At 61.5% G+C, this 21,586-nt stretch carries 17 protein-coding genes; 7 read left to right on the top strand and 10 right to left on the bottom strand.

From position 1 onward, the window contains the following. Positions 1–83: 83 nt before the first annotated feature. From ACOOHD_RS15330 to ACOOHD_RS15310, 5 genes are all read right to left on the bottom strand, one after another. The gene (locus ACOOHD_RS15330; RefSeq protein WP_420458756.1) at positions 84–833 is read right to left on the bottom strand and encodes a PIG-L deacetylase family protein; all 750 of its coding nucleotides are present in this window, start codon (positions 831–833) and stop codon (positions 84–86) included. A 12-nt stretch (positions 834–845) separates the two neighbouring features. Next, positions 846–1,508 (bottom strand): PIG-L deacetylase family protein, encoded by a 663-nt coding sequence (locus ACOOHD_RS15325; RefSeq protein WP_420458755.1) that lies wholly within the window; start codon positions 1,506–1,508, stop codon positions 846–848. A 198-nt stretch (positions 1,509–1,706) separates the two neighbouring features. Further along, positions 1,707–2,216 (bottom strand): transposase, encoded by a 510-nt coding sequence (locus ACOOHD_RS15320; protein ID WP_420458754.1) that lies wholly within the window; start codon positions 2,214–2,216, stop codon positions 1,707–1,709. 210 nt (positions 2,217–2,426) lie between these two features. Next, positions 2,427–3,776: a Gfo/Idh/MocA family protein gene (locus tag ACOOHD_RS15315; RefSeq protein WP_420458753.1), complete on the bottom strand. Its 1,350-nt coding sequence runs from the start codon at positions 3,774–3,776 to the stop codon at positions 2,427–2,429. Positions 3,777–3,788: 12 nt separating this feature from the next. Further along, complete coding sequence (locus tag ACOOHD_RS15310; RefSeq protein ID WP_420458752.1) at positions 3,789–4,595, bottom strand: 3-keto-disaccharide hydrolase; 807 nt, start codon at positions 4,593–4,595, stop codon at positions 3,789–3,791. Positions 4,596–4,687: 92 nt separating this feature from the next. On the opposite strand from ACOOHD_RS15310, the gene ACOOHD_RS15305 reads away from it, so the two are divergent. The 3 genes from ACOOHD_RS15305 (at position 4,688) to ACOOHD_RS15295 (ending at position 12,263) form a co-directional block, all read left to right on the top strand. Next, on the top strand, positions 4,688–7,024 hold the full coding sequence (locus ACOOHD_RS15305; RefSeq protein WP_420458751.1) for a family 78 glycoside hydrolase catalytic domain: 2,337 nt from the start codon (positions 4,688–4,690) through the stop codon (positions 7,022–7,024). Positions 7,025–7,240: 216 nt separating this feature from the next. Then, positions 7,241–9,112: a T9SS type A sorting domain-containing protein gene (locus ACOOHD_RS15300; RefSeq protein ID WP_420458750.1), complete on the top strand. Its 1,872-nt coding sequence runs from the start codon at positions 7,241–7,243 to the stop codon at positions 9,110–9,112. A 118-nt stretch (positions 9,113–9,230) separates the two neighbouring features. Further along, on the top strand, positions 9,231–12,263 hold the full coding sequence (locus ACOOHD_RS15295; RefSeq protein WP_420458749.1) for a PQQ-dependent sugar dehydrogenase: 3,033 nt from the start codon (positions 9,231–9,233) through the stop codon (positions 12,261–12,263). Between the two features lie 74 nt (positions 12,264–12,337). On the opposite strand, the gene ACOOHD_RS15290 is transcribed toward ACOOHD_RS15295, so the two are convergent. The 3 genes from ACOOHD_RS15290 to ACOOHD_RS15280 all read right to left on the bottom strand — a co-directional run bounded on the left by ACOOHD_RS15290 (position 12,338) and on the right by ACOOHD_RS15280 (position 14,999). Then, complete coding sequence (locus ACOOHD_RS15290) at positions 12,338–12,805, bottom strand: DUF234 domain-containing protein (RefSeq protein ID WP_420458748.1); 468 nt, start codon at positions 12,803–12,805, stop codon at positions 12,338–12,340. 18 nt (positions 12,806–12,823) lie between these two features. Beyond that, entirely contained in the window at positions 12,824–14,002 is a 1,179-nt protein-coding gene (locus ACOOHD_RS15285; protein WP_420458460.1) for a transposase, read from the bottom strand. Positions 14,003–14,084: 82 nt separating this feature from the next. Beyond that, positions 14,085–14,999: an AAA family ATPase gene (locus ACOOHD_RS15280; protein ID WP_420458747.1), complete on the bottom strand. Its 915-nt coding sequence runs from the start codon at positions 14,997–14,999 to the stop codon at positions 14,085–14,087. A 138-nt stretch (positions 15,000–15,137) separates the two neighbouring features. Here ACOOHD_RS15280 and ACOOHD_RS15275 point away from each other — a divergent pair, with 138 nt between their 5' ends. Together ACOOHD_RS15275 and ACOOHD_RS15270 are read left to right on the top strand one after the other, a co-directional pair. After that, on the top strand, positions 15,138–16,403 hold the full coding sequence (locus tag ACOOHD_RS15275) for an aminotransferase class I/II-fold pyridoxal phosphate-dependent enzyme (protein ID WP_420458746.1): 1,266 nt from the start codon (positions 15,138–15,140) through the stop codon (positions 16,401–16,403). 204 nt (positions 16,404–16,607) lie between these two features. Continuing rightward, positions 16,608–17,258: a DsbA family protein gene (locus tag ACOOHD_RS15270; protein ID WP_420458745.1), complete on the top strand. Its 651-nt coding sequence runs from the start codon at positions 16,608–16,610 to the stop codon at positions 17,256–17,258. A gap of 90 nt (positions 17,259–17,348) precedes the next feature. Here ACOOHD_RS15270 and ACOOHD_RS15265 read toward each other — a convergent pair whose 3' ends face one another. Together ACOOHD_RS15265 and ACOOHD_RS15260 are read right to left on the bottom strand one after the other, a co-directional pair. After that, a complete protein-coding gene (locus tag ACOOHD_RS15265; protein ID WP_420458744.1) occupies positions 17,349–19,076 on the bottom strand; it encodes an alpha/beta hydrolase-fold protein in 1,728 nt (575 codons plus the stop codon). 82 nt (positions 19,077–19,158) lie between these two features. Next, complete coding sequence (locus ACOOHD_RS15260) at positions 19,159–19,584, bottom strand: HPP family protein (protein ID WP_420458743.1); 426 nt, start codon at positions 19,582–19,584, stop codon at positions 19,159–19,161. An 89-nt stretch (positions 19,585–19,673) separates the two neighbouring features. Here ACOOHD_RS15260 and ACOOHD_RS15255 point away from each other — a divergent pair, with 89 nt between their 5' ends. Next, the gene (locus tag ACOOHD_RS15255) at positions 19,674–20,489 is read left to right on the top strand and encodes a zinc-dependent peptidase (RefSeq protein ID WP_420458742.1); all 816 of its coding nucleotides are present in this window, start codon (positions 19,674–19,676) and stop codon (positions 20,487–20,489) included. A 10-nt stretch (positions 20,490–20,499) separates the two neighbouring features. Beyond that, positions 20,500–21,579, top strand: a complete 1,080-nt coding sequence (locus tag ACOOHD_RS15250) for an AAA family ATPase (protein ID WP_420458741.1) — start codon at positions 20,500–20,502, stop codon at positions 21,577–21,579. Positions 21,580–21,586 lie beyond the last annotated feature (7 nt).

The raw sequence follows: 21,586 nt of genomic DNA, 5'->3' as shown, positions 1-21,586 counted from the left end.
GCAACCCCTGTAGTAGTGAAGGGCAGGGCCGCAGGTGTAGTACAAAGATGCAAGTACGCATTCATATGCGGTAGTTAAAGTTTTTACAACACCTCCCACCCCCCAGGATTCCACCAGTGCCGCACAAACGCCTCCGCATACCCATGCCCGCTCTCCATGCCCCGGTACACTTCCATCCGCCCGTGACTCTCCGCGTAGATCTCTTCCAGCCGCTGGCTCACGTGCACGAAGCAGGCCGCGTGTTTGAGTTCGCGTACGGGGCTGATGTCGACGTAGTTCGTGGGAGCAAAGTTCTGGGTCTGGCCACCGCTGACCACCTCGTAGAAGTACAGGTCGGGCCGCTCCTCCAGGCCGAGCCAGGCGGTGTAGGTGAGCATGGAGCAGGCGCGGTGGTCGCGGTGGGTGTCGATGGGCCAGTGGGTGAGCAGGAGCTGGGGACGTAGGGCCCGCAGTTGGTCGGCTACGGCGGTGTAGGCGGCGGGATTGGTGTAGGTTGCCCCGTCCACCTGACCGAGAAAGAGCGGCGTGGCCCCCAGTAGCTCGCAGGCCATACGGGCCTCCTCACTGCGGGTGGTCGCGGCGGCATCGGCCGCCGTACCCGGTATCCCCGCCTCGCCGCGCGTAAGGTAGGCGATGGTGACCCGGTGGCCGGCCGCGGTAAGCCGGGCGATGAGCCCCCCACACCCCGACTCCGGATCGTCGGGGTGGGCTCCGGTGACCACCACCCGTAGCGGCTCGTCGGGCCGGTGGGCAGCCGTAAGCGAGAGGCCGAATACACTGGCTCCGAGAGCGAATCCGGTACGCGCGAGGGCTTGTCGTCTGGTGAGGGGCATGGCGGGGCGGGGTTATACGAAGCGTTGCGGATTACGCGTATGCCGCTGGTAAGCCTCGGCGTAGGCACAGCCGTATTCCATGCCCCGAAATTCTTCCATCAGGGCGTGATCGGTGGGGTAGAGCCGCTCCATGTTCTGACTGGCGTGCGCGTAGCAGGCGCGCCGCTTTAGTTCTACCACAGGGGTGATGTCGGCGTAGTCCGTAGGGATGAAGTTCTGCGTCTGCGCCCCGGGGGCTACCTCGTAATAATACAGGGCGGGTTTTTGGCCCATATAGTTCCAGGCGTCATGTACCAGGGCGGCGCAGGCGCGGTGATCGAGATGGGTGTCCATGGGCCAGTGGGTGAGCAGCAGGTCGGGCCGCTCTTCCTCCAGGAAGGCCAGCATCTTAGCGTACTGCGCATTGTCGGTGAAGGTACCGCCGTCGACCTGCCCGAAGTAGTGAGTGCGTGCCCCCAACATTTCACTTGACACGCCTGCCTCCGTCGTACGGATCGCCGCCGCCTCCTCTTGCGTCTTCCCCGGAATGCCGGCCTCGCCCCGCGTCAGGTAGCTGAATACTACCTCGTGACCGGCCCGGGCAAGTAGGGCGACCAGACCACCCGCCCCGGCCTCGGGGTCGCCGGGATGGGCACCGGTGACGATGATCTTTTGGGGTGTGGGGGGGAGCTGCATGGTGGGAGGAAGGTAGGGATTTGGGCGGGGACGCAGGTGCTGGGGACGTGGCGCGTTGCAGCGATCGCGGAGTCCTTGCGCGCCAGCGGCGTGCTACAGACCCCGCGAAGTAGGGCGCCCCTTCCAGGGACGTGTCACAGGCCCCGTTTCCCTGGAAGGGGAACCCTCCCTCGAGTAGGCTGCAAGGCCTACTCGAGCTTATTCAAGGTTTCCAGCCGCCTCCGCCGGGTCGGTCTCAAACAACCACCGCTCCTCATACTCCACCCCATACGCGTCCAGCAACCGCCGAAACTCCTGCTCGAAGCTCAGCTTCACCACCTCAGCGTAGCCCTCCATACTTCCATAGTGGTGCAGCTTCTGCCGCTCGACATACCGCTGTATCCCTTCCATATTTCGGTAATCGACAGAAAAAGACGCATAGCCATTCTGCCAGTAAAACACGCTACAGCCCTGCTTCTTCATCCAGTGCGAGCTCTCCGTCTTGATGGCCTCCAGCACTTTAGCGATTGACCTCGTAGTCGGCAGACTATGCAAAAGATGCACGTGGTCCAACACCCCGCCAATACCATACACCCGACAGCCCGCCGCCCGCAACCGCGCATCCAAAAACTGATACAGGCCCTGCTCCCACCGCGGAAGTATCCACGGCTTACGATACTTTGTACTAAAGGTGGTATGGACGATAATTCGGGTATATGACTGCGGCATAACTTTTTACTGCGATCTACCACTTATACACCAAAAAACTAAATTCCTTAGACCACCTTCTACCCTTCCTGGACTAATGCCCTACCGTCCCTGGAAGGGGCGCCCTCCCTCGGGTAGGCTCCCAGGCCTACCCGAGCTACCACGACGGCCTCCACGACCGCTTGCACGATCACCGCACCCGCGCACCCGCCCCCACAAAACACGCGCCCCCTAAAACGCCCGATACGCCCCAGCCAAATACCCATTAGCCTCCTCCTCCGCAAACCGCCCCGCACCCGCCTCCCAGTGCAGCGTCTGCCCCGGAAACCGACCGGCGATCGTACCCAGCAGGATCACCTCCGTAAGCCGGGCCCCGTAGCTGAAGGGAGCCGTAGTCTGCCCCTCCCCTAGACAAGCATCGACAAATTGGTGGTAATGCTTCGGGCTTTCCGTCTCGTAATTGCGGATCACCTCTCCGAGCTCCAAGGCTTCAGCCGCTGCGGTGATCTCCGCGCTGATGTCCCGATACTGCCCATCTACGATCAGTCGCGGCTCCTGCATGAAGTGGGGCAGGAGCAGGCGGCCCTTCTCACCGACAAACATGGCCCCCTGGTCGGGCAGCTCGTCGCTATTGGGTAGCTCCAGCTCGGGGTGGGCATCGGGGGCGCCGGGGCCGTCGGACCATACCCACGTCATCCGCTCCGCCGTGTACTCCGTGCCGGGAAACTCGTAGGTCACCACGTTGTGCTCCGGAAAGCCGTAGCCGGTCGGCGGACGGCATTCGTTGCGCACCGTCAGCGGCACGTCCAGCCCCAGTGCATTATAGGGGGTGTCGAAGATGTGCACGCCCATATCGCCCAGGGTGCCGCAGCCGTAGTCCATGATCTGCCGCCACTTGCCGGGGTGGTAGCGGTCCTCGGCGTAGGGCCGCTCGGGGGCGGTGCCGAGCCAGAGATTCCAGTTTAGGCCCTCGGGTACGGGATCGGCCTCGGCGGGTGGCGGACCGTCGTAGCCCCAGTTCTTCGGCGACCAGGCCCGCACGGTGCTCACCTTACCGATGATGCCCGACTGCACCAGCTGAGTACCCACCCGGTAGTCGTAAAAGCTGTGTACCTGGATGCCCATCTGCGTCACCAGCTTGCGGTCGCGGGCCACGCGGGCCATTTCGCGGGCCTCACTTACGTGGTGGGTCAGCGGCTTCTGACAGTACACCGGCTTGTCCATGCCCATGGCCAGCAGGGCGGCCGGGGCGTGGGTGTGGTCGGGGGTGGAGACGAGCACGGCGTCGATTTCGTCGCCCAGCTCGTCGAGCATCGTACGGTAGTCGGCGTAGGTACGGGCCTGCGGGTGCAGGGCCTGGGCGGCGGCCAGCGCTTTGGCATCGACGTCACAGAGCGCCACGACCTCCACGGCGGGATGGGAGGCTATGGCCTTCATATCCTCCATGCCCTGGTAGCCTACGCCGATGTGGGCGGTACGGAGGCGGTTGTTTTGGGGCGCTGCGTTTTTCACAGCACAGCCCGGCAGCACGGCGGCGGCGGCCAGCAACGCACTTCCCTGAATGAATTTCCTTCTTTGCACGATCGATCGATTTTAAAGCTCGCGGATGCGGATGTTGCGAAACCACAGCGGACTGCCGTGGTCCTGTAGGACAATATAGCCCGAGCGGAACTTCCCGTAGTCCGGCGTATCCTTCCACTTACCGGAGTCGCGCTTTTCCTCCCATTCCTCCGACCAGGGCACGAAGCTGAGTAGCAACTCGCCGTTCAGCCAGTGCTCCGCCCGCTCGGGGGTGAAGACAATGCGGCTGCTATTCCACTCCCCGGCCGGATTGAGCTGCTTTTTGGCGGGGTCGGGGGTATGCATAGCGTAATCCGCCCCCGTGCGCTGCCAGTCCTGCAGCTGCTCCGGGTGCTCCACGCCGAACTGGCTGTTGTAGCCCGTCAGGTCGTGAATTGCCGCGTAGCCCTCATCATCGATCAATTGATACTCGGGGGCAATGTCCGAGGGGGCGTCGTAGCCCTCCTGCACGTGGTATAGCACGCCGCTGTTACCGCCCTCCGGGATCTTCCAGTCCCACTCTAGCTCGAAGTTGTCGAACTCGCGGTCGCCGTAGAGGATGTCCTTGCCCCCGGTGTAGTCTTGCTCCAGCTCTACCTCGGTATCGAAGAGCAGCATCCCGTCGCGGGCCACCCAGCCGGGGGGCAGCGTCTCGGCGTTGTAGCCCCGCCAGCCGTCGGTGCTGCTGCCGTCGAAGAGGGTGATCCATTCCCCTGGGGTAGTGTCGGCGACCATGGCTGTCTCAGCAGCAGAGGTAGCGCGGGTAGCATTGGTATCTCCGCAGTCCGACAGGCAGGTAGCCAGCACGGCGAAGCATAGCGTAGCGAATAGGTTTTTCATCGACGTCACGGCGTTTAGTAAAGGCCCGGTAAGATAGCACCCCCGCCCGTACCCACCGCACACCGTACTTTGTACCCCCCAATCCCTCACCCATGCGGCTGCTCCTGGTTTTGCTTTTCGGTTACAGCCTGTGTGCTATGGCCCAATCTCCGCCCCCGGACTGGAACGAGCGCCCCTGGCCCGCCGCCTGGATCACTGCATCCTGCGCCCCCGCCACTGACTTTGCCGTGGTGCACTTCCGCCGTACGTTCGACCTGCCCAGTCTGCCCGATAGCCTGCCCGTCATGGTCTCGGCCGACAACCGCTACCAACTCTACGTCAACGGCCAGCGTGTAGGCATGGGACCGGCCCGCAGCGACCGCCTACACTGGCGCTACGAAACCTACGAGCTGCGGCCCTACCTCCAGCCCGGCTCGAATACCATCACCGCCACGGTCTGGAACTACGGCATCGACCGGCCCTGGTCCCAGGAGAGCTACCGCACGGCCTTCCTCCTACAACCCCGGGGGGAAACCTTTGCTGAGCTACGTACCGATGCTACTTGGTCTACTCGCTGCGACGAGGCCTACGCTCCCATCACCGGCTCCCGCGAGCGACTGGGCACCTACATCGTGGCCGGCCCCCAGCTGCGTATCGACGGCAACAAACTGGGCGGGGGCGCAGGTGCAAGCAATGTAGAGGAAGCGGCCGTACCCCTCCTGCGGGCCAATCCCCGGGGCGTAGGTACGGAAATGTACTGGCCCCTAGTCCCGCGCCAAATCCCCCCGCTGGAACTCCGCCCACTCCCCCCACCCGCAGTGATCCGCGAAGACCGGCGAGTAGGCCCCTTCACCGATACCCTGCTGCCGGCCGGTACCCGCGATAGCTTCCTCCTCGACATGGGCCAACTGACGAACGCCTTCTTCAGGTGGCAGACTGCCGGGGGCGCAGGTGCAAAGCTCACCGTCACCTACGCCGAGAGCCTCTTCGACGCCGATGGCGGCAAGGGCCACCGCGACAGCATCGCCGGTAAGCACATACGAGGGGTGTACGACGAGTACCTGACGGCGGGGGATGAGCGGACCTACACCACCCTCTGGTTCCGCACCGCGCGCTACCTGCAGGTGAGCTATGAGACAGCCGACGAGCCCCTGCGGCTACGGGGTCTGGAGGTGGAGGAGATTGCCTACCCCTTCCGGGAGGTGGGCAGCTTTACGAGTCCGGACGGAGAGCGCCGCATCGGGGACATCCTCGTAGTAGGGTGGCGTACCGCCCGACTCTGCGCCCAGGAGACCTACGTGGACTGCCCCTACTACGAGCAGCTGCAGTACGTGGGGGATACGCGAATTCAGGCCCTGATCAGTCTGTACGTGAGCGGAGATGCCCGGCTGATGCGCAAGGCCATCGAACTCTTCGACCACAGCCGCATGGCCGAGGGGCTGACCATGAGCCGCTACCCCGATCATACCGGACAGGTGATCCCGCCCTACTCCCTCATGTGGGTGATGATGGTCTACGATTACCTAATGCACACCGGCGATGCGGCCTTCGTGCGCGAGCGGCTCGACGGAGTGCGTGCCGTACTCGATTGGTACCGGCGGCATGAGCTAGCGAACGGACTGGTGGGCCCCACCCCCTACTGGAACTACGTCGACTGGACCCCCGAGTGGCCCTGGGACAGCGAGCTACGCATCGGCGGGGTGCCGCCGCTGGAGGGCGGCAGCGCCATTATTAGCGGACAGTACGCGATGGCGCTGCGGGCCGCGGGGGAGGTTTTCGGCGCGTTGGATTTTACGGAGGATGCCGGTGATTATACCGCGCGGGCTTCGGCGGTTACCGCAGCGGTACAGACGCTATGCTGGGATGCGGGGCGGGGTTTGCTACGCGATACGCCGCAGGGTACCACCTTCAGTCAGCACGCCAACATCATGGGCATCCTCAACGACGGACTGCCGGTGCCGAAGGAGGAGGTACTAGCGCGCGTGCTGAAAGACACTACGCTGACCCAGTCGTCCGCCTACTTCGATTTCTACCTGGCCGAGGCGCTGCGGGCTGCCGGCCGCGCCGATCTATACCCTGCCTTCCTGGACCAGTGGCGCGGCTACCTCGATCTGGGCTTCACCACCTACCCCGAGAAGCCCGGCGAGACGCGCTCCGATTGCCACGCCTGGAGCAGCAGTCCCAACTATCACTTGCCCTCCCTGGTGGCGGGCATTCGGCCGGCCTCGCCGGGCTTTGCTACGGTGCGTATCCAGCCGGCGGAGGTGGCTGACTTCGGTTACACGGCTGTAGTGCCTACGCCACGGGGGGAGATCCGAATGGTGTGCGAGCCCCGCCCGGAAGGTGATAGGCCGCGGTACACGGTGGTGCTGCCGGAGGGCGTGATGGGGGAGTTCGTAGGTTGGGGTCTACGGGAGTCTCTGGGGGCGGGCGAGCGGGTGGTGGAATGAGTTAAGTTTATTTAGTCACCAGAAAATTAGCTTTTACCAAATAAATGATTAAATTTGTTTGGCACCACACCTTTCCCCCGCCTCGGTTTGCACGCTTGCAGTGAAGTCGGGCTGCGGAGCCCACCCCCCCGACTTAGCCCTAGTTGTAAGTTCTTTCCTAACCGGCCCCCCTGTGACACGAGCTGTCTACGGGCGTGGCGCTGACCATACAACTAGATGAATGCCCGTACCGCTACCCTATTTTCCCTGCTCCCGCTCTTCTTCTTGCTTGCCATTAGCCCTGCGGCCCACGCCCAAGCGGTGCCCGGAGATCCGATCTTCGAGGAGGATTTCCGGGGCGGCAACTTACTCGACGATTGGTTTATCAACGGCCGCGACTGGCTCTTCGGCTACGAGCTGGCGGGCGTAGAAGAACTGGGCTACGCGGTCAAACCGCGGAGTGTAGCCAATAGCCAGCCCCTAATCACCAAGCGGGCTTTTTCCAGTCCCTCCTACATCCTGGAAACCAGCGCCTACGGGTTCAAGCAGACGTACCAACGCGAGATGCGCTTCACCTTCGGGCAGGCCGATCCGGAGGTAGACCGGGGCTACTCCCTACGCTACCTCCCCGCCTCGGTGGGTAGTGGGGGTAGCAGCCTCACCCTGGGTTTTAGCGAGGACAATTTCTTTGACCTTACCACCCTAGACCGGCAGGTTATCAACTTGAATGACGAGCAGCTCTACCGATTTCAAATCGCGCGCTACCAGAGTGGGCTGATCGAGGTCTACCTGGATGAGGGCAATGGATACTCTGCCACCCCCATTCTACAGGCCGTAGACACCACAGTGGCTCAGCTCGGTCATTTCGGCTGGGGGGTATATACCCAAACCGCCGGGGCGGACTTCTATGTGTTTTCCGTCAATGCCTACGGGACGACCGCCGAAAAGATACCAAGTCCGGAGGATGATCTGATCGAGCGACTGGAGGTAGCCAGCGCCTACCCCTCCTATGCCGTAGCCAAACTCAACGTAGGGGATACCTACTACACCGACCGCAGCTACCTCATCACCTCCCTGCCGGCCTACCTCCAGGGGGCCACCTTCGTTCTACCAACTAACGCCGATAAAACGGAAACCTCCCCTGACTACCTCCGGGTCTTTGCCCGTAAACCGGTCATTGCTTATGTAGGCTATGACCCCCGCGCCAGCCGCGTGCCCGCGTGGCTCGGCGAGGGGGCCGGCTGGACCCGCACGTCCGAGCGTATCGGCACCACCGACCCGGGCACCCGCTACCTGGAGGTGTACACCAAGGTGTTTCCTGCCGGCGAGTTTTCCCCCATCGTGTTGGGCGGCACCCTAGCCGATCCGGCCAATGGTGCCCAGACCAACTACCTCACCGCCCTCGTCGGTCTTCCCGAGCAGCTCGCCTACGAGGCGGAGGACGCCAGTTTGTTGGGGGCCGCCGTGGCCACGGATCACCCCGGCTACAGCGGTACCGGCTTCGTAGACTTTCTGGATGAGGGTGGCCCGGAGTACATCGACTGGATCATCGACATTCCCAGTTCCGGCACCTATGCCCTGGAGTTTATCATGGCCCAGGCCGACACTACCGGTCCCCGCCCCGTACGCATCTCCGTAGATGGCTCCCCCCTGCTTGAGGAAGACCTCTGCCCCCGCAACGGCTGGAATACCTGGAATACGGTAGTCCCCGCCGCTACCACCCGCCTCTACGGAGTGGGTCGCCACCGGGTAACCATGGAGACCCTGGGCAGTAGCGGTCCGAATGTGGACTTACTGGTGGTCAAAGCGGTTGAAACCCCGCCTGCGGCTACGATTGCACAGTCTCCCCCTGCGGTAAAATCGCCCCTCGAACCAGCTCCTCCGCTGATGGAGCTCTACCCCAATCCCACCGCCAGCCGGGTAACCGTGACCTACAACAGTTCCACAGCCCAAATTTCCTTATTTGACCTTGGAGGACGGTTGGTGCGGACCTTCAGCAGTGCCGGTGGGCGGGTGAGTCTAGAAACCTCCGGCCTTGCGCCGGGCGTGTACGTGATAAGGCTCCAGGGCGAGCTAGGGAGGGTACAGCAGCGGCTCTTGGTACAGTAGAATTGTTGGTTATCTTCCCTAATGGTAAAATTTCTTAAAACCGTGAGCTTGTGTACAGCAAATAATTGCCATACCTTGTTCCCCGTCTGAGCTAGCGACCCCGCCACACCCTACTTGCATGAAGTTTTTTACTCGTGACCTTGCTAAGCTGTTTAGCCTAGCCATTATCTCCGTCCTATTTTACCCCCTGACCGCTCAGGAAAGCATCTCTTTTGAGCCGGCCTTCCCGGAACTGCGCTTTGCCTTCCCGGTAGAGATACAACAACCGGGGGATGGCAGTGACCGCCTCTTCGTGGTAGAACAGGCCGGCAGGATCAAAGTATTTGCTAATGAGCAGATGGTAGGTGCTGCTCAGACTTTCCTGGACATCACCGACATCGTGAGCTTCTCGAGCGGACAGGAGATCGGGCTACTCGGGCTGGCCTTCCACCCACAGTATGCCTCTAACGGCTTCTTCTACGTCTACCACACCCGCCGGAGTCAGGTAAGCGGCATCAACGTGGAGCTGGTGCTGGCCCGGTACCAGGTAAGTGCGAATAATCCCAATCGGGCGAACCCCGCCTCGCGCCTCGACATCTTCAGCTTCGACAAAAACCAGAACAACTCCAACCACAACGGCGGCAAGATCGCCTTTGGCCCCGACGGCTACCTCTACGCCTCGCTGGGTGACGGCGGCGGCGGCGGTGACCCCCAGGGCAATGCGCAGAACCTGAATACGATATTCGGTAGCATCCTACGCATCGACGTGGACGTCGACGGCAGCAACCCACTGGAAAGTAACCCGGACCTGCCGAACGGCAACTACGAAATCCCCGCCGATAACCCCCGCCGGGGCCGCAGTGGCCTGGATGAGCTCTACGCCTGGGGACTACGCAACACCTGGAAATTTTCCTTCGATGGGACTACCGGACGGCTCTGGGGCGGCGACGTCGGTCAGGGAAAGTTCGAGGAGATCAACCTGATCGAGCGGGGCGGCAACTACGGCTGGAACCGCTTCGAGGCCAACAGTACCTTCAGCAGCTCTACCACGCTGGTCACCACGCCCGACCGGAAGCCCGTCTACGCCTATAACCACAACAACGGCGATGTATCCATCACCCTGGGGTACGTGTACCGTGGCAGCCTGAACAATCCGGCGATCAAGGATAAACTTATCTACGGCGACTACGTATCGGGCAGGGTGTGGGCCCTGACCTACGATGCCGCCAGCGGGGAGGCCTCCGAGCAGTTCTTATTCCGTACGAACGGAGAGAATGTGTCAAGCTTCGGGCTCGATGAGTCGGGGGAGCTGTACTTCAGCGGCTACGGGCAGTCGGCGCAGCTCTACCGCTTCGTCGATGAGGACGCGCCCGAGCCTACCACCACCGCCATCGACGGCGTCGGTAGCTGGCAGGCGCTCGCCGGAGGCATCAACGGGACGGTGGAGGCCGTAGTAGTCGATGGCAACACGGTGTACGCCGCCGGTGATTTTGCAACCGCCGGAGGTACTAGTGCGGGCAACATCGCGGTATACACCGAGGCCCAGGGCTGGAAGGCCCTCTCTACGGGTTCTAACGGTAAAATCAGTGCTCTGGCTCTCGGAACCAACGGCCAGCTCTACGCTGGTGGGGAATTCACGACCATCGGTGGCGTGAGCGCCCGCAACATTGCAGTGTGGAACGGTAGCACGTGGCGTGCCCTGGGTGCGGGTACGGATGGTCCCGTCCTGGCCCTCGGGGTCAGTAGCGAGGGTGCGCTCTACACAGGTGGCCCCTTTGCTACCGCCGGAGGCCGGGCCGTCAACAACATCGCCCGGTGGAACGGTAGCTGGTCGGCCCTGACCGACTCCGGTACCGGCGTAGCTGGCACCAATAATGAGATCCGCTCGATCGCCTTCGACGCGAACGGGGTGCTCTACGTCGGCGGTAACTTCGCCAGCGCGGGGGGCAGAACAGCTAACCGCATCGCTACCTTTAATGGCAGCAGCTGGGGTACGCTAGGCCAGGGCACCAGCGGTTTCGTGCAGGCGATCGCGGTCACTCCGACTACGGTATACATCGGCGGCAACTTCGCCATCGCCGGCGACCGTACGGTGAACCGCATTGCGCGGTGGGACCGGTCCGGCGGCGGGTGGCAGCCCCTGGGCGGCGGCGTCAGCGGCAACGTCAATGCACTGGTCTACGACGGGGACTACCTCTACGCCGGGGGTAACTTTGAAACGGCGGCCAGTGATGCGACTCAAAGCTTTATCGTCAAAAACATCGCCCGCTGGAGCCCCGCAGACGGGTGGGAAGCACTCGGTACTAAAAAAGAGGTGGGCACCGACAATCAGATCAATGCCCTGGGCCTTGCGGCCAACGGCACCGACCTCTTTGCCGGGGGAAATTTTGTGGCGGCGGGCGCTACGGAGGCGGCCGGTGTTGCCCGGTGGTCCGAAACCCCCGACAACGGCATCGTGGACGGGGCCGTTTACGAGATGGAGCCCCAGTACAACACCACGCTACGGCTCGACGTACGCGGTGCCGCTACCGCCAATAGTACCCAGGTCCTGGGCTGGCGCAGAAACGGTAATCTGAACCAGCAGTGGAAATTCATCAGCCGTGGCGACGGGATCTACGAGCTTGAGCCCCAGCACGCCCCCGGCAAGCGGCTCGACGTATCGGGTGCCAGTACGGCTACCAACGCGCCCATCATCATCTACGCCCGCCACGGCCGCGGCAACCAGCAGTGGCGCGCCCTGCCCGTAGGCGATGGCACTTACCGCTTCGAGCCCGTCCACGCCCCGGGCAAGCTGCTCGACATCGAGGAAGTGGGCGGCAACCGCCTGGCCCTCAGCCGCAGTTTCGACAATGGCAACAGCCAACGCTGGCGGCTGATCCCGGGCGCGGGCGCAAACGCAGTGGCCCGTGTGGCATCTCCCGCTAGCAAGACGGTCGATCCGGTCACCGGGGTGCTCCTCTACCCCAATCCTACCTCCGGCCAGCTTAGCGTGGAGGCTACTTACCCCTACCACCTTTCACTCTTCGACGCCACCGGCCGTCGGGTGCTAGAGGGGCGCTACCCGGCCGGCATTACCCGCCTGGAGGTGGGGCAGTTGCCGGAGGGGGTGTACGTGGCTCGCCTGGAGGGGGAGGGGCTGGAGGTGGTTACTCGGCGTGTGGTGGTTCGGTAGGTCAGGGCGCGGGCGGGGCCCCGATAGCTATCGGGGGTGCAACGTCAGTCGTGCGTGTCATTTGTGCTATATAGTCATCGTAACGCTGCCAGGACTATTTCAGGGTTTAGTGACTCCCCCCGTGGTGGCTGTACGAAAGATCGAGCGGCGATCACCGTACGTATTTCCTGCTTTCGGTAGAGGGGTAGGCGCTCAGCTTTTTGACGTAGTTCTTCCGTAAGGACCTCCGCGTTATCTAGGTCCGACCATTTGCACTCTCCTACCAGGAGTACGCTGCCGTCCACTGACTCGGTAACAAAGTCTAGTTCCATGGCCTTACCGTCGCGGTCGTTACCCCACCAGCGGCGGGCCAGCCGGTAAGGTCCACCGGGTAGTGTGTTCAGGGACACCGCCGTGCGGCACAATTCCTCCCACTCATAACTGACGAAGCCAGGTAGGGTAGTTTGGAGTTGCGCTAACACACGATCTGTCAATCCTAGTTCAAGCTCACTTAGGGCGGGAAAAACATAGCGGTAATAAAACCGCATAAATGGATCGTGCACCTTATAAAGATTACACTGCTATACATGAGCCCAGGGGATATTATGAATCCGGTCGATTTTGTTAGCGACCTTTCGCAATAGCGCCGCCGGTTTGGCTAGTTGGATGATCACCCAACTCATTCCTTGGCGGAAAATGGAGTGGACCAGCGTCCTGACTTGCCGTTTGCCATCCCACTTGGTCTGTCGGCTCGTGGGATACTTGCGATAAAACTTCAGCCCCTGGGCACACATCCAGATATAGGCCAGGCTGACCAGTTGGAGCAGTAGCTCCCGCTTGGCGGTGCCTTCTACGCGCATGGCCTCCAGATCAAAACCGTTGGTCTTGAGGTGACCGAAGGTGACCTCGATACTCCAGCGCACACTGTACTGTTTATGCGCTTGGTCAGCACGTCGTAGACTGGTGAGCAAAAAGACAAACTCGTCCTCGTCGGGATGGTCGGCCTTGGGGTTACGTACCACGACGTAGTAAAAGGATTTTCCGCCCAACTGAATCGGTTTACTGATACGTGCCTTCTTCTTACACCGCCGCAGTTTAGCGCACATCCCTTGGCAGTTCTTGCCCCGGCTTTCGTTGATCGCCTGATGGTAGATACCGGCCTTAAGGCGGATGACAAAGTTGATTTCATACTCGGCAAGGGTAGCGAACCACTCCTGGCCAATGTATTCCCGGTCGGCCAGTAAGGTCATGCCCGCCAGATCATACTGCTCGGCGGCTCGCGCCAGTAAGGCGGCCCGTTCTTGCTGAGAGGAGTGACCCTTCTTGGCCAGATCGATGCTGGCGATGGGTACGGCTACCCCGTCTACGACCAGGGCCAGGGTCATCAGGTGCACCTGCCCATCACGGCAACCCCAGGACGTACCGTCCAGCACCAGTTGTTTGGCCCGGCGAATCGCTCGTTTGGAGAAACAGTTGATCATCGCCAGGCGGAAGTGATGCAGGGCCCGCTGGACCTGATCGTAAAACTCCTCACTTACCGCGCTTTTCACCGTGCGAATCAGGCGGGTGTAGTTAGCCTGCGGACGGGACTTAGCCGCGGCCGCCGAACCGATCACCTGGGGTACGAAATCCTTGGCCCTGGCCAGGTTGCACGAACGGCTTAGGTAGATGCTCTGGGCGGTGATGAACAGGTTGTTGAGCAGGTGATCGGGTAAGTCCGGGCAGCTTGCCTTAACTTGGTCCAAGAGTGGATGAGTCATTGGTTCTTTCAAGATGTGGTAATCCAAAAGGTACCAACATCCACTCACTTTTCCTACTCCCGCCGGACCGCTCAGCTAGCCCTCATGTATAGCAGTGTATATAAAGATTACGCTTCTTATCGCGTACGCTGGCGCCGTAGGGTTTTTCGCGTTTGAGGTACCCGAGTGAGATGAGTCGGTTGAGGGGTCGGTTCAGATCGGTAGTGGGCTTATTGAGCCGGCCCCCGATCTCGGTGAGTTTATGTGCTCCGTTGGCTACCACCGAGAGTAGGGCACTGGATAGTCCCGGGTCGCGCATATCATCTAGCAGCAGCCGCGTCGGCTCCTCGTGTAGGATACCGATGGGGTCAAGCACAAGCTGTCGTACCGCCTCAGTATAGGTACCATAATTACTCCGTAGTTTCCAGTACCGGGGCACTCCCCCCCAGGTAGCGTATTCCTCGATGATTGTTTGGCTGGACTGTTCTATTAAATGTTCACCCAGCCATCCGGCGCGAAGCGGAACGACCTTAATGATCTCGTCAGCCCGACCGTAAAGCGGTGCCGCCGCGTGCAGGATATAGTCCTGCATCATCTGCTGGGAAGAACCACAGAGGATTACGTCCATATGGAGTGCTTCGCGATCCTCTAGCAAGCGCTGTAGTACGCTAGGCACTGAGGTATCGGCCTTCACGAGATAAGGGAACTCATCGAGGATCAGCGCGAAACGACTACGCGGCCGCTCGGTCAGGGCAGCAAAAAGCGTAGACCAGTCGCCGTACGTACCGCGACTGAATCCAGGCAGTTGGGCATCGAGCGCCCGGGCAAGCTGTTGGCGCTGTACGGCGGCATCGCTCTGTGTAGCCATAAAGTAGACGTCGCCTTCCCGCATCGTTTGTTGTAGCAGGGTGGATTTGCCGCACCGCCTTCTACCGTAAATTACAATACACTGGGGGCGGACGCGCGCACGGGCTGCTTCGATCCGCTTAATTTCGGTTGTACGATTGTAAAATGGCATGATGGCTTAATATGCACGACAAACATAATGTTTCATCAACATGATAAATTCTTGTGCCCTCTACACCGCATCCCGCGACCCCGCCCCCCCTTACCACCTCCCCCCCACTTCGTACCTTTGCCCTCCAATACCCCGACCATGAAAGACCTATTCGACAAGTTTCGCGAGTTCAAAGGGCCCCTGGGACAGTACCAGGACGTGGCCCACGGCTATTTCTCCTTTCCTAAGCTGGAGGGGCCGCTGGGACCACGTATGACCTTCCGCGGTAAGGAGTGCATCATCTGGAGCATCAACTCTTACCTGGGCATCACCAACCACCCGGAGGTACGGAAGGCCGACGCCGAAGCCGCTGCCGAATACGGCATGGCCTACCCCATGGGTGCGCGCATCATGAGCGGAGAAACGGACGCCCACATCCAGCTGGAAAGGGAGCTGGCGGAGTTTACCCAGAAGGAGGGGGCACTGCTGCTAAACTTTGGCTACCAGGGGATTATGTCGATCGTAGATGCCTGTCTGACGCGCCACGACGTGGTGGTCTACGACCGCGACGACCACGCCTGTATTATGGACGGTATCCGCATGCACCAGGGACCGAAGTACGCCTTCAAGCATAATGACATCAACCATTTCCTGGTGCGGATGGAGCAGGCCAAGGCCGAGGCCGAAAAGCGTGATTCCGGCATCCTGGTCGTGACCGAGGGCGTCTTCGGTATGCGCGGCGAGCAGGGTATCCTCAAGAAGATCGTCGAGCACAAGGAGAAGTACGGCTTCCGGCTGCTGGTCGATGATGCCCACGGCTTCGGTACCATGGGCGCTACCGGGGCCGGGGCCGGTGAGGAGCAGGGTGTACAGGACGAAATTGATATCTACTTCAGCACCTTCGCCAAGGCCATGTCGGGCTTCGGGGCCTTCGTGAGTGCGGATGAGGAGATCATCGAGTTCATGCGGTATAACCTGCGTAGTCAGGTGTTCGCCAAGAGCCTGTGTATGCCGATGGTGAAGGGGGCACTGGTGCGGCTGCGGCTGCTGCGCGAGCAGCCCGAGCTGCGGGAAAAGCTGTGGAAGAACGTGCGCCACCTACAGGATGGGCTTCGCGAGGCCGGCTTCGACATCGGCAACACCGGAGCCTGCGTGACGCCGGTGTACATGAATGGTACGCCCTACGAGGCCGGGGCCCTGATTTACGATATGCGGGAGAACTACGGGATCTTCTGTAGCGTGGTGCTGCCGCCGGTAATCCCCCAGGGGCAACTGATCCTGCGCCTCATTCCTACGGCCGAGCATACGGAGGCCGATATTCAGACTACGCTGGATGCCTTTAAGGCGGTACGGAGTAAGTTGGAGGATGGGACTTATGATAAGATGGGGGAGATGTTTCGGGCTGGGGAGATTAATGTGGTGTAGGGGGTAGGGCTTGCTACCGCTTGTTGAAGGGTTCACCACAGATGGCCTGACGGCCACACGGAGGTATTCACGGAGGTTTCACAGAGGCGGGTGTGGCAGGGAAGAAGGCTGCCTGCGGCAGAGGGAGGACACGGAGTTGCCTGCGGCGGGTGTAATAGGTGTGGCAGCGTGAACCGGACGCGCTGACTGGGATGTTGGGGCAGTATGGAAAGATTGTACTACTGTTACGATGCGCTGTGTGGGTGGTGCTACGGGTTTAGCCCGGTGATCACGGAGTTTGCGCGGCGGCATCGGGAGGTGCCGGTGCAGGTGGTGTCTGGAGGGATGATCACGGGGGAGCGGATCGGGCCGATCGGGGAGGTGGCCGGCTACATCAAGCAGGCGTATAGGGTGGTGGAGGACCGCTGTGGGGTGGAGTTCGGGCAGCCATTCTTGCGCGATATTCTGGAGGAGGGGAGTGCGGTGTTTACCTCGGTGCCGGCGGCCGTGGCGATGGCTGTGTTTCAGGAGCAGCAGCCGGAGCGGGCGCTGGACTATGCGGCGGTACTGCAACGGGCGATCTACTACGACGGTATCAAGCCACTGGATCACGCGGCCTACGCTGATCGGGCAGCCGCACTTGGGGTCGATCGGGAAAATTTCTTGACTAAAATGGATAACCCCGCTTACCTCGAAAAAGCAGAGGCTGACTTCGCCCTTTCCCAGCGCTTCGGGGTGACGGGCTTTCCTACCCTGGTGTATGAGTCTGCTGACGGAGAGTTGTACGCTCTGGCCCGTGGGTACCTACCCCTACAGAACCTGGAGGAGAACTGGCGGTCTTTGCAGGAAGCTTTCTTTGGTAAAACCACAGAGTAGCACAAAGTAGGGCACAGCGTTACGCAGAGTTTAGGTGCGTTCACTCTGCGTAACGCTGTGCCACCCTCTGTGCAACGCTGTGGTTAAAACTCAGTACCGCCAGCCACTAAGATCTGCCCCAGCCGGTGCCAACTCCCCCACCTTCCCCGCCCACTTCGGGATAAACATCTGGTGGTACCGCAACCGGCTGATCGCATTGGGCTGCTCCGGGTCCCCGTTCCAGCAGTGCTCGGCCCGGTCGCCGTAGGTGATCTCGCCGCCGAAGTCCTTCGACCTTAAAAACTTCTCCGTCAGGTACACCGCATTGTTAAGGTAGTAGTTGTCCATATCGCCAACGTAGATATTGACCTTGCCCCGTAGCTTCGGCCCTAGGGTGGCCCAGTCACGCTGCATGATGTGCGTGAGGTCGTAGTTGTCGCGCCAGTAGGCGGCTACCGCGGGGTCGATGCGGCCGGATACTTTGTCCCAGATGCGGCGGGGGTAGCCGTCGTCACCCACCGGACTGTACACCGCCTCCCAGATGTCCCACTGCTGTCCGCTGCGGCTCTTGTCGCCCAGGACGAGCTCGCGCATATTGGCCTCGCGCAGGGTGGAGGAGACGTGCCCGAGGCTATCGCGGTGCCCCGGCCGCTCGGTGCGCTTGAAGGGGCTATCGAGGTAGTAGGCATTGGCGTCTTCGTATAGATTTACTACGGTGTAGGCCTGAAAGTCGATGGGGTCCGGACAGGCGGCGTAGCAGGTGCCGTATTCGTCCGGGTATTTCACCTGTACGGCCAGGGCCTCCCAGCCGCCGGTGCTGCCGCCATACACGAAGCGTGCCCAGCCCTCGCCGATGCCCCGGAACTGCCGCTCGATCTCGGGGATCAGCTCGTAGGTGATGGCATCGCCGTAGGGGCCCAGGTTCTCGGAGTTGACGGCGTAGCTATCATCGTAGTAGGGGTTGGCGTGCTGGATCTCGATGGCGATGACGCGGGGGAAATTCGGGCCGGTCCAGGTGCGGTAAAAGTCGTAGGCCTCCTGTTGCTCGGTGCGGTTGTAGCAGTCCAGGCCGAAGCGCGCACTGTACACGCAGGGCTCGGTGGTATCGGGCGGGGTAGTGCGCCAACCGCCGAAGTCATCGGGAAAGTGGCCGTGCATGATGGCCAGGGGGTACTTCACGTCGGGGTGCTCGGCCCAGCCCTCCGGTAGCAGCATGTGGGCGCCGAGATACATGTCGCGGCCCCAGAAATCGCTCAGTAGCTCGGAGCGGATCTTGATGTGCTTGACGTAATCGGTATCATCGGGCTCGGCAATTTCTGGGATGGCCTGGTCGAAGGCTAGGTCGATGGGGCCGCCGCGTTCGTCGCTCAGGGTGATCGTCACCGGGGTACTGATCAGGTTGCCGGGCGCGCGGTTCCACTGCTGACCTTCGCCGCGGTCCATAGGTAGCTGTACGGTGTGGCCGTCGCTGCGGTGGAAGGTCTCGTACTTATGTAGCAGCACCTGGGCGCGGTAGGTACCGGGCGGTACGTCGGCGAGCGTAGTGAGGGGGTAGCCCCGGTCGTCGGCGGTGATGGATAGGGTGGTGCCGGGCTGCCAGTCGGTCACGTTACGGCCGAAGGCAAGCTGGGTCTCCGGTCCATCGCTGAGCTGGAAGCGGGGCTCGGCGGTGCTGTCCCGGGAGAGTAGCAGGAGGAGGCGTCCGGTAAGGGCAGAATCGGCGAGGCTTTCCGGCAGGGTGACGTGTACGGTAGTCTGGGCGGGCACGCAGGTGCAGGCCAGTAGGAGAAGGCAGAGAAGGTGAGTGCGCATAGCTGTAGCGACGACTTTAGTCGTCATGCTTCAAGGTACAATGACGTAAAGACTTTTTCCGCCGCAACCATAGGTTGCGCGGCACACCGCTGCCAGAGGCAGCATTGTACTACAGCAGCACCTCCCGGTAAAGGATAGGCTCGCGGTACTCCTTACGCAGGGAGTAGCGAATCACGTCGAAGGCCGTGACCACCCCCTTAAGCTCGCCCCGCAGGTTCACCACCGGCAGGGTCTTAAAGCGGCGATCCATGAAGAGCTCGGCGGCGGTGCCGACTTTATCCTTCGGCGTGAGCTTGACGACGTGGGTGTTCATCACCTCACCTACCGTGCGGTTCTCGCTGTTGCGGTTACGGCGCACGTCGCGCCACATATCGTAGGAGGTGATGAGGCCGACTAGATGGCCCGTGGCGTCTACGACCGGAAGTTGTTGGAGTTGCTGGCGGAGCATGACCTTGGCGACGTCGCCGACGGACTGAAAGGGGTGGGCGGTGACCACGTCGGTGGTCATGATGGTCCGCACTTCTTCGTTCATCATAGCAGATGGTGTTGCGGCTCTCCGGGGTACCGCCCAATATACAACATTCGGGTCCGATCGCACGTACAAATGAGCACAATTTGATTCCCATGGACCCCGTCCGCGCCATCTACCTCGCCGCCGGCTGCCTCATCCTACTGGGGCTGGTGCTGACCTGGCAGGCGGGGGAGCCCTCCACCTGGCTGCTGGTGCTGCCGGCCGTGGCTGCGGCGGGTACCTACGCATTAGCCCCCCAGATCCGCTGGCGGTACTGGAAGACCCACCCGCCGGACCTGCCCACCGAGCTGGCTCCATTACTGGAGCGCTTTCCGCTCTACCGGGCACTGGATCTAGACGGCAAACGGGAGTTCCGCCGCCGGGCCTTTCTGCTGCGCGAGAACACCGAGTTTACCGGCCTGGCGATCGACAATATTCCCCAAGACGTGCGGCTGATGGTGTCCGCCTCCGCCGCTACGGTGACCCTTTACCGGGAGGAGTTTCTGATTCCGGGCTTCGAGAACGTAGTGTTCTACAAGCATCTGTTCCCCACACCAATGCACGAACGGCTACACGCCTCGGAGCTACATCCGGAGGATGGTCTGGTTATCTATACCCTCAATTACCTCATCCGCTCGGTCGTCGAGCCGCACAAGTACCTACAGCTCGGGGTGTACGAGTACAGTCGCGCCCTGATGTACACCGACCCCGGGGTGCGTACTACCCTTGAGGCCCAGCAATTGAGCTATTATGAGGTCGAACAGCTGACTGATTTCTCCGAGCGCGCGCTCAAGGACTTCGTCGGTCTGGAGGAGCTGGACCTGGCCGCCATCACCTATACCGTCTTCCATACCCACGCACCAGCATTCGCTAGCCGGTTCCCGGAACGCTTCAATAGCCTACGCACGGCCTTTGCGCCTTACCTTTAGCGTTGCATTTATGGAAGATCTTAGCACCGGCGGCCCCGCCCCAGAACGTTCCCCCGAATACGACGCCGAATTGACGCCCTCCCTGGGTGAGCTGCGCGAAGAACGCCCCGGTGGACACACCCTCGCCCCGGAAGACCGCATCAACCTCGACGCCCTCCACGCCGCCGCCGACCGGATCCGGGCCGAGGTCGGTAAACTCATTGTCGGCCAGCGCGACCTGATCGACTTGCTGATCGTCTCCCTCCTCGCCGGCGGTCATGTACTGGTAGAGGGCGTACCCGGTATCGCTAAGACGCTCACCGCCCGCCTGATCGCCAAGACCATCGACGCCGAGTACCGCCGCATCCAGTTTACCCCCGACCTGATGCCGAGCGACGTGACCGGCACCACCGTGCTTAACTCCACCGACGCCCGTTTTGTCTTCAACCGCGGACCGGTGTTCGGCAACCTGATCCTGATCGACGAGATCAACCGCGCGCCGGCCAAGACCCAGGCGGCCCTCTTCGAGGTGATGGCCGAGCAGCAGGTGACGGTGGACGGTACGACCCACAGCCTGCCCGACCCCTTCTTCGTCATCGCCACCCAGAACCCCATCGAGCAGGAGGGTACCTACCGCCTGCCGGAGGCCCAGCTCGACCGCTTCCTGGTGCGCGTGGTGGTGGATTATCCGGACCAAACGGAGGAGCGTGACATTCTCTACCGCTTCCGTAGTGACTTCATGCAGCGGCAGCAGGAAGAGGTACGGGCCGTACTGAGTAAGGCGCAAGTAGCGGAGTACCGGGCGGTGGTGGAAAAGGTGTTCATTCGCGATGAACTGCTCGACTACATTGCTGCGGTGGTGTACCGTACGCGTACCCATCCCGATCTTTACCTGGGGGCTAGTCCGCGGGCTTCGCTAGCGATTCTACGCCTGTCAAAAGCTGTAGCTGCCCTGGCCGGCCGGGACTTTGTCACCCCCGATGACATTCAGCTCGTGGCCTTCCCCGCCCTCAACCACCGCATTATCCTTACGCCGGAGCGGGAGATGGAGGGCTTCGGTACGCGGGACGTGATCAAGGAGATTTTGCAGGGAATCGAGATTCCCCGGTGATCGCTAA

The sequence above is a fragment of the Neolewinella sp. genome (genome assembly GCF_965214665.1).
Taxonomy (GTDB): domain Bacteria; phylum Bacteroidota; class Bacteroidia; order Chitinophagales; family Saprospiraceae; genus Neolewinella.
This window is presented reverse-complemented; position numbering and strand designations above follow the sequence as displayed.

Bases quoted from the DNA above. Each gene is read 5' to 3' on its own strand.
- ACOOHD_RS15325 (WP_420458755.1), bottom strand. From the start codon at position 1,508: ATGCAGCTCCCCCCCACACCCCAAAAGATCATCGTCACCGGTGCCCAT.
- ACOOHD_RS15255 (WP_420458742.1), top strand. From the start codon at position 19,674: ATGGACCCCGTCCGCGCCATCTACCTCGCCGCCGGCTGCCTCATCCTA.
- ACOOHD_RS15250 (WP_420458741.1), top strand. From the start codon at position 20,500: ATGGAAGATCTTAGCACCGGCGGCCCCGCCCCAGAACGTTCCCCCGAA.
- ACOOHD_RS15320 (WP_420458754.1), bottom strand. From the start codon at position 2,216: ATGCCGCAGTCATATACCCGAATTATCGTCCATACCACCTTTAGTACA.
- ACOOHD_RS15295 (WP_420458749.1), top strand. From the start codon at position 9,231: ATGAAGTTTTTTACTCGTGACCTTGCTAAGCTGTTTAGCCTAGCCATT.
- ACOOHD_RS15330 (WP_420458756.1), bottom strand. From the start codon at position 833: ATGCCCCTCACCAGACGACAAGCCCTCGCGCGTACCGGATTCGCTCTC.
- ACOOHD_RS15305 (WP_420458751.1), top strand. From the start codon at position 4,688: ATGCGGCTGCTCCTGGTTTTGCTTTTCGGTTACAGCCTGTGTGCTATG.
- ACOOHD_RS15265 (WP_420458744.1), bottom strand. From the start codon at position 19,076: ATGACGACTAAAGTCGTCGCTACAGCTATGCGCACTCACCTTCTCTGC.
- ACOOHD_RS15275 (WP_420458746.1), top strand. From the start codon at position 15,138: ATGAAAGACCTATTCGACAAGTTTCGCGAGTTCAAAGGGCCCCTGGGA.
- ACOOHD_RS15300 (WP_420458750.1), top strand. From the start codon at position 7,241: ATGAATGCCCGTACCGCTACCCTATTTTCCCTGCTCCCGCTCTTCTTC.
- ACOOHD_RS15285 (WP_420458460.1), bottom strand. From the start codon at position 14,002: ATGACTCATCCACTCTTGGACCAAGTTAAGGCAAGCTGCCCGGACTTA.
- ACOOHD_RS15260 (WP_420458743.1), bottom strand. From the start codon at position 19,584: ATGATGAACGAAGAAGTGCGGACCATCATGACCACCGACGTGGTCACC.
- ACOOHD_RS15280 (WP_420458747.1), bottom strand. From the start codon at position 14,999: ATGCCATTTTACAATCGTACAACCGAAATTAAGCGGATCGAAGCAGCC.
- ACOOHD_RS15270 (WP_420458745.1), top strand. From the start codon at position 16,608: ATGGAAAGATTGTACTACTGTTACGATGCGCTGTGTGGGTGGTGCTAC.
- ACOOHD_RS15310 (WP_420458752.1), bottom strand. From the start codon at position 4,595: ATGAAAAACCTATTCGCTACGCTATGCTTCGCCGTGCTGGCTACCTGC.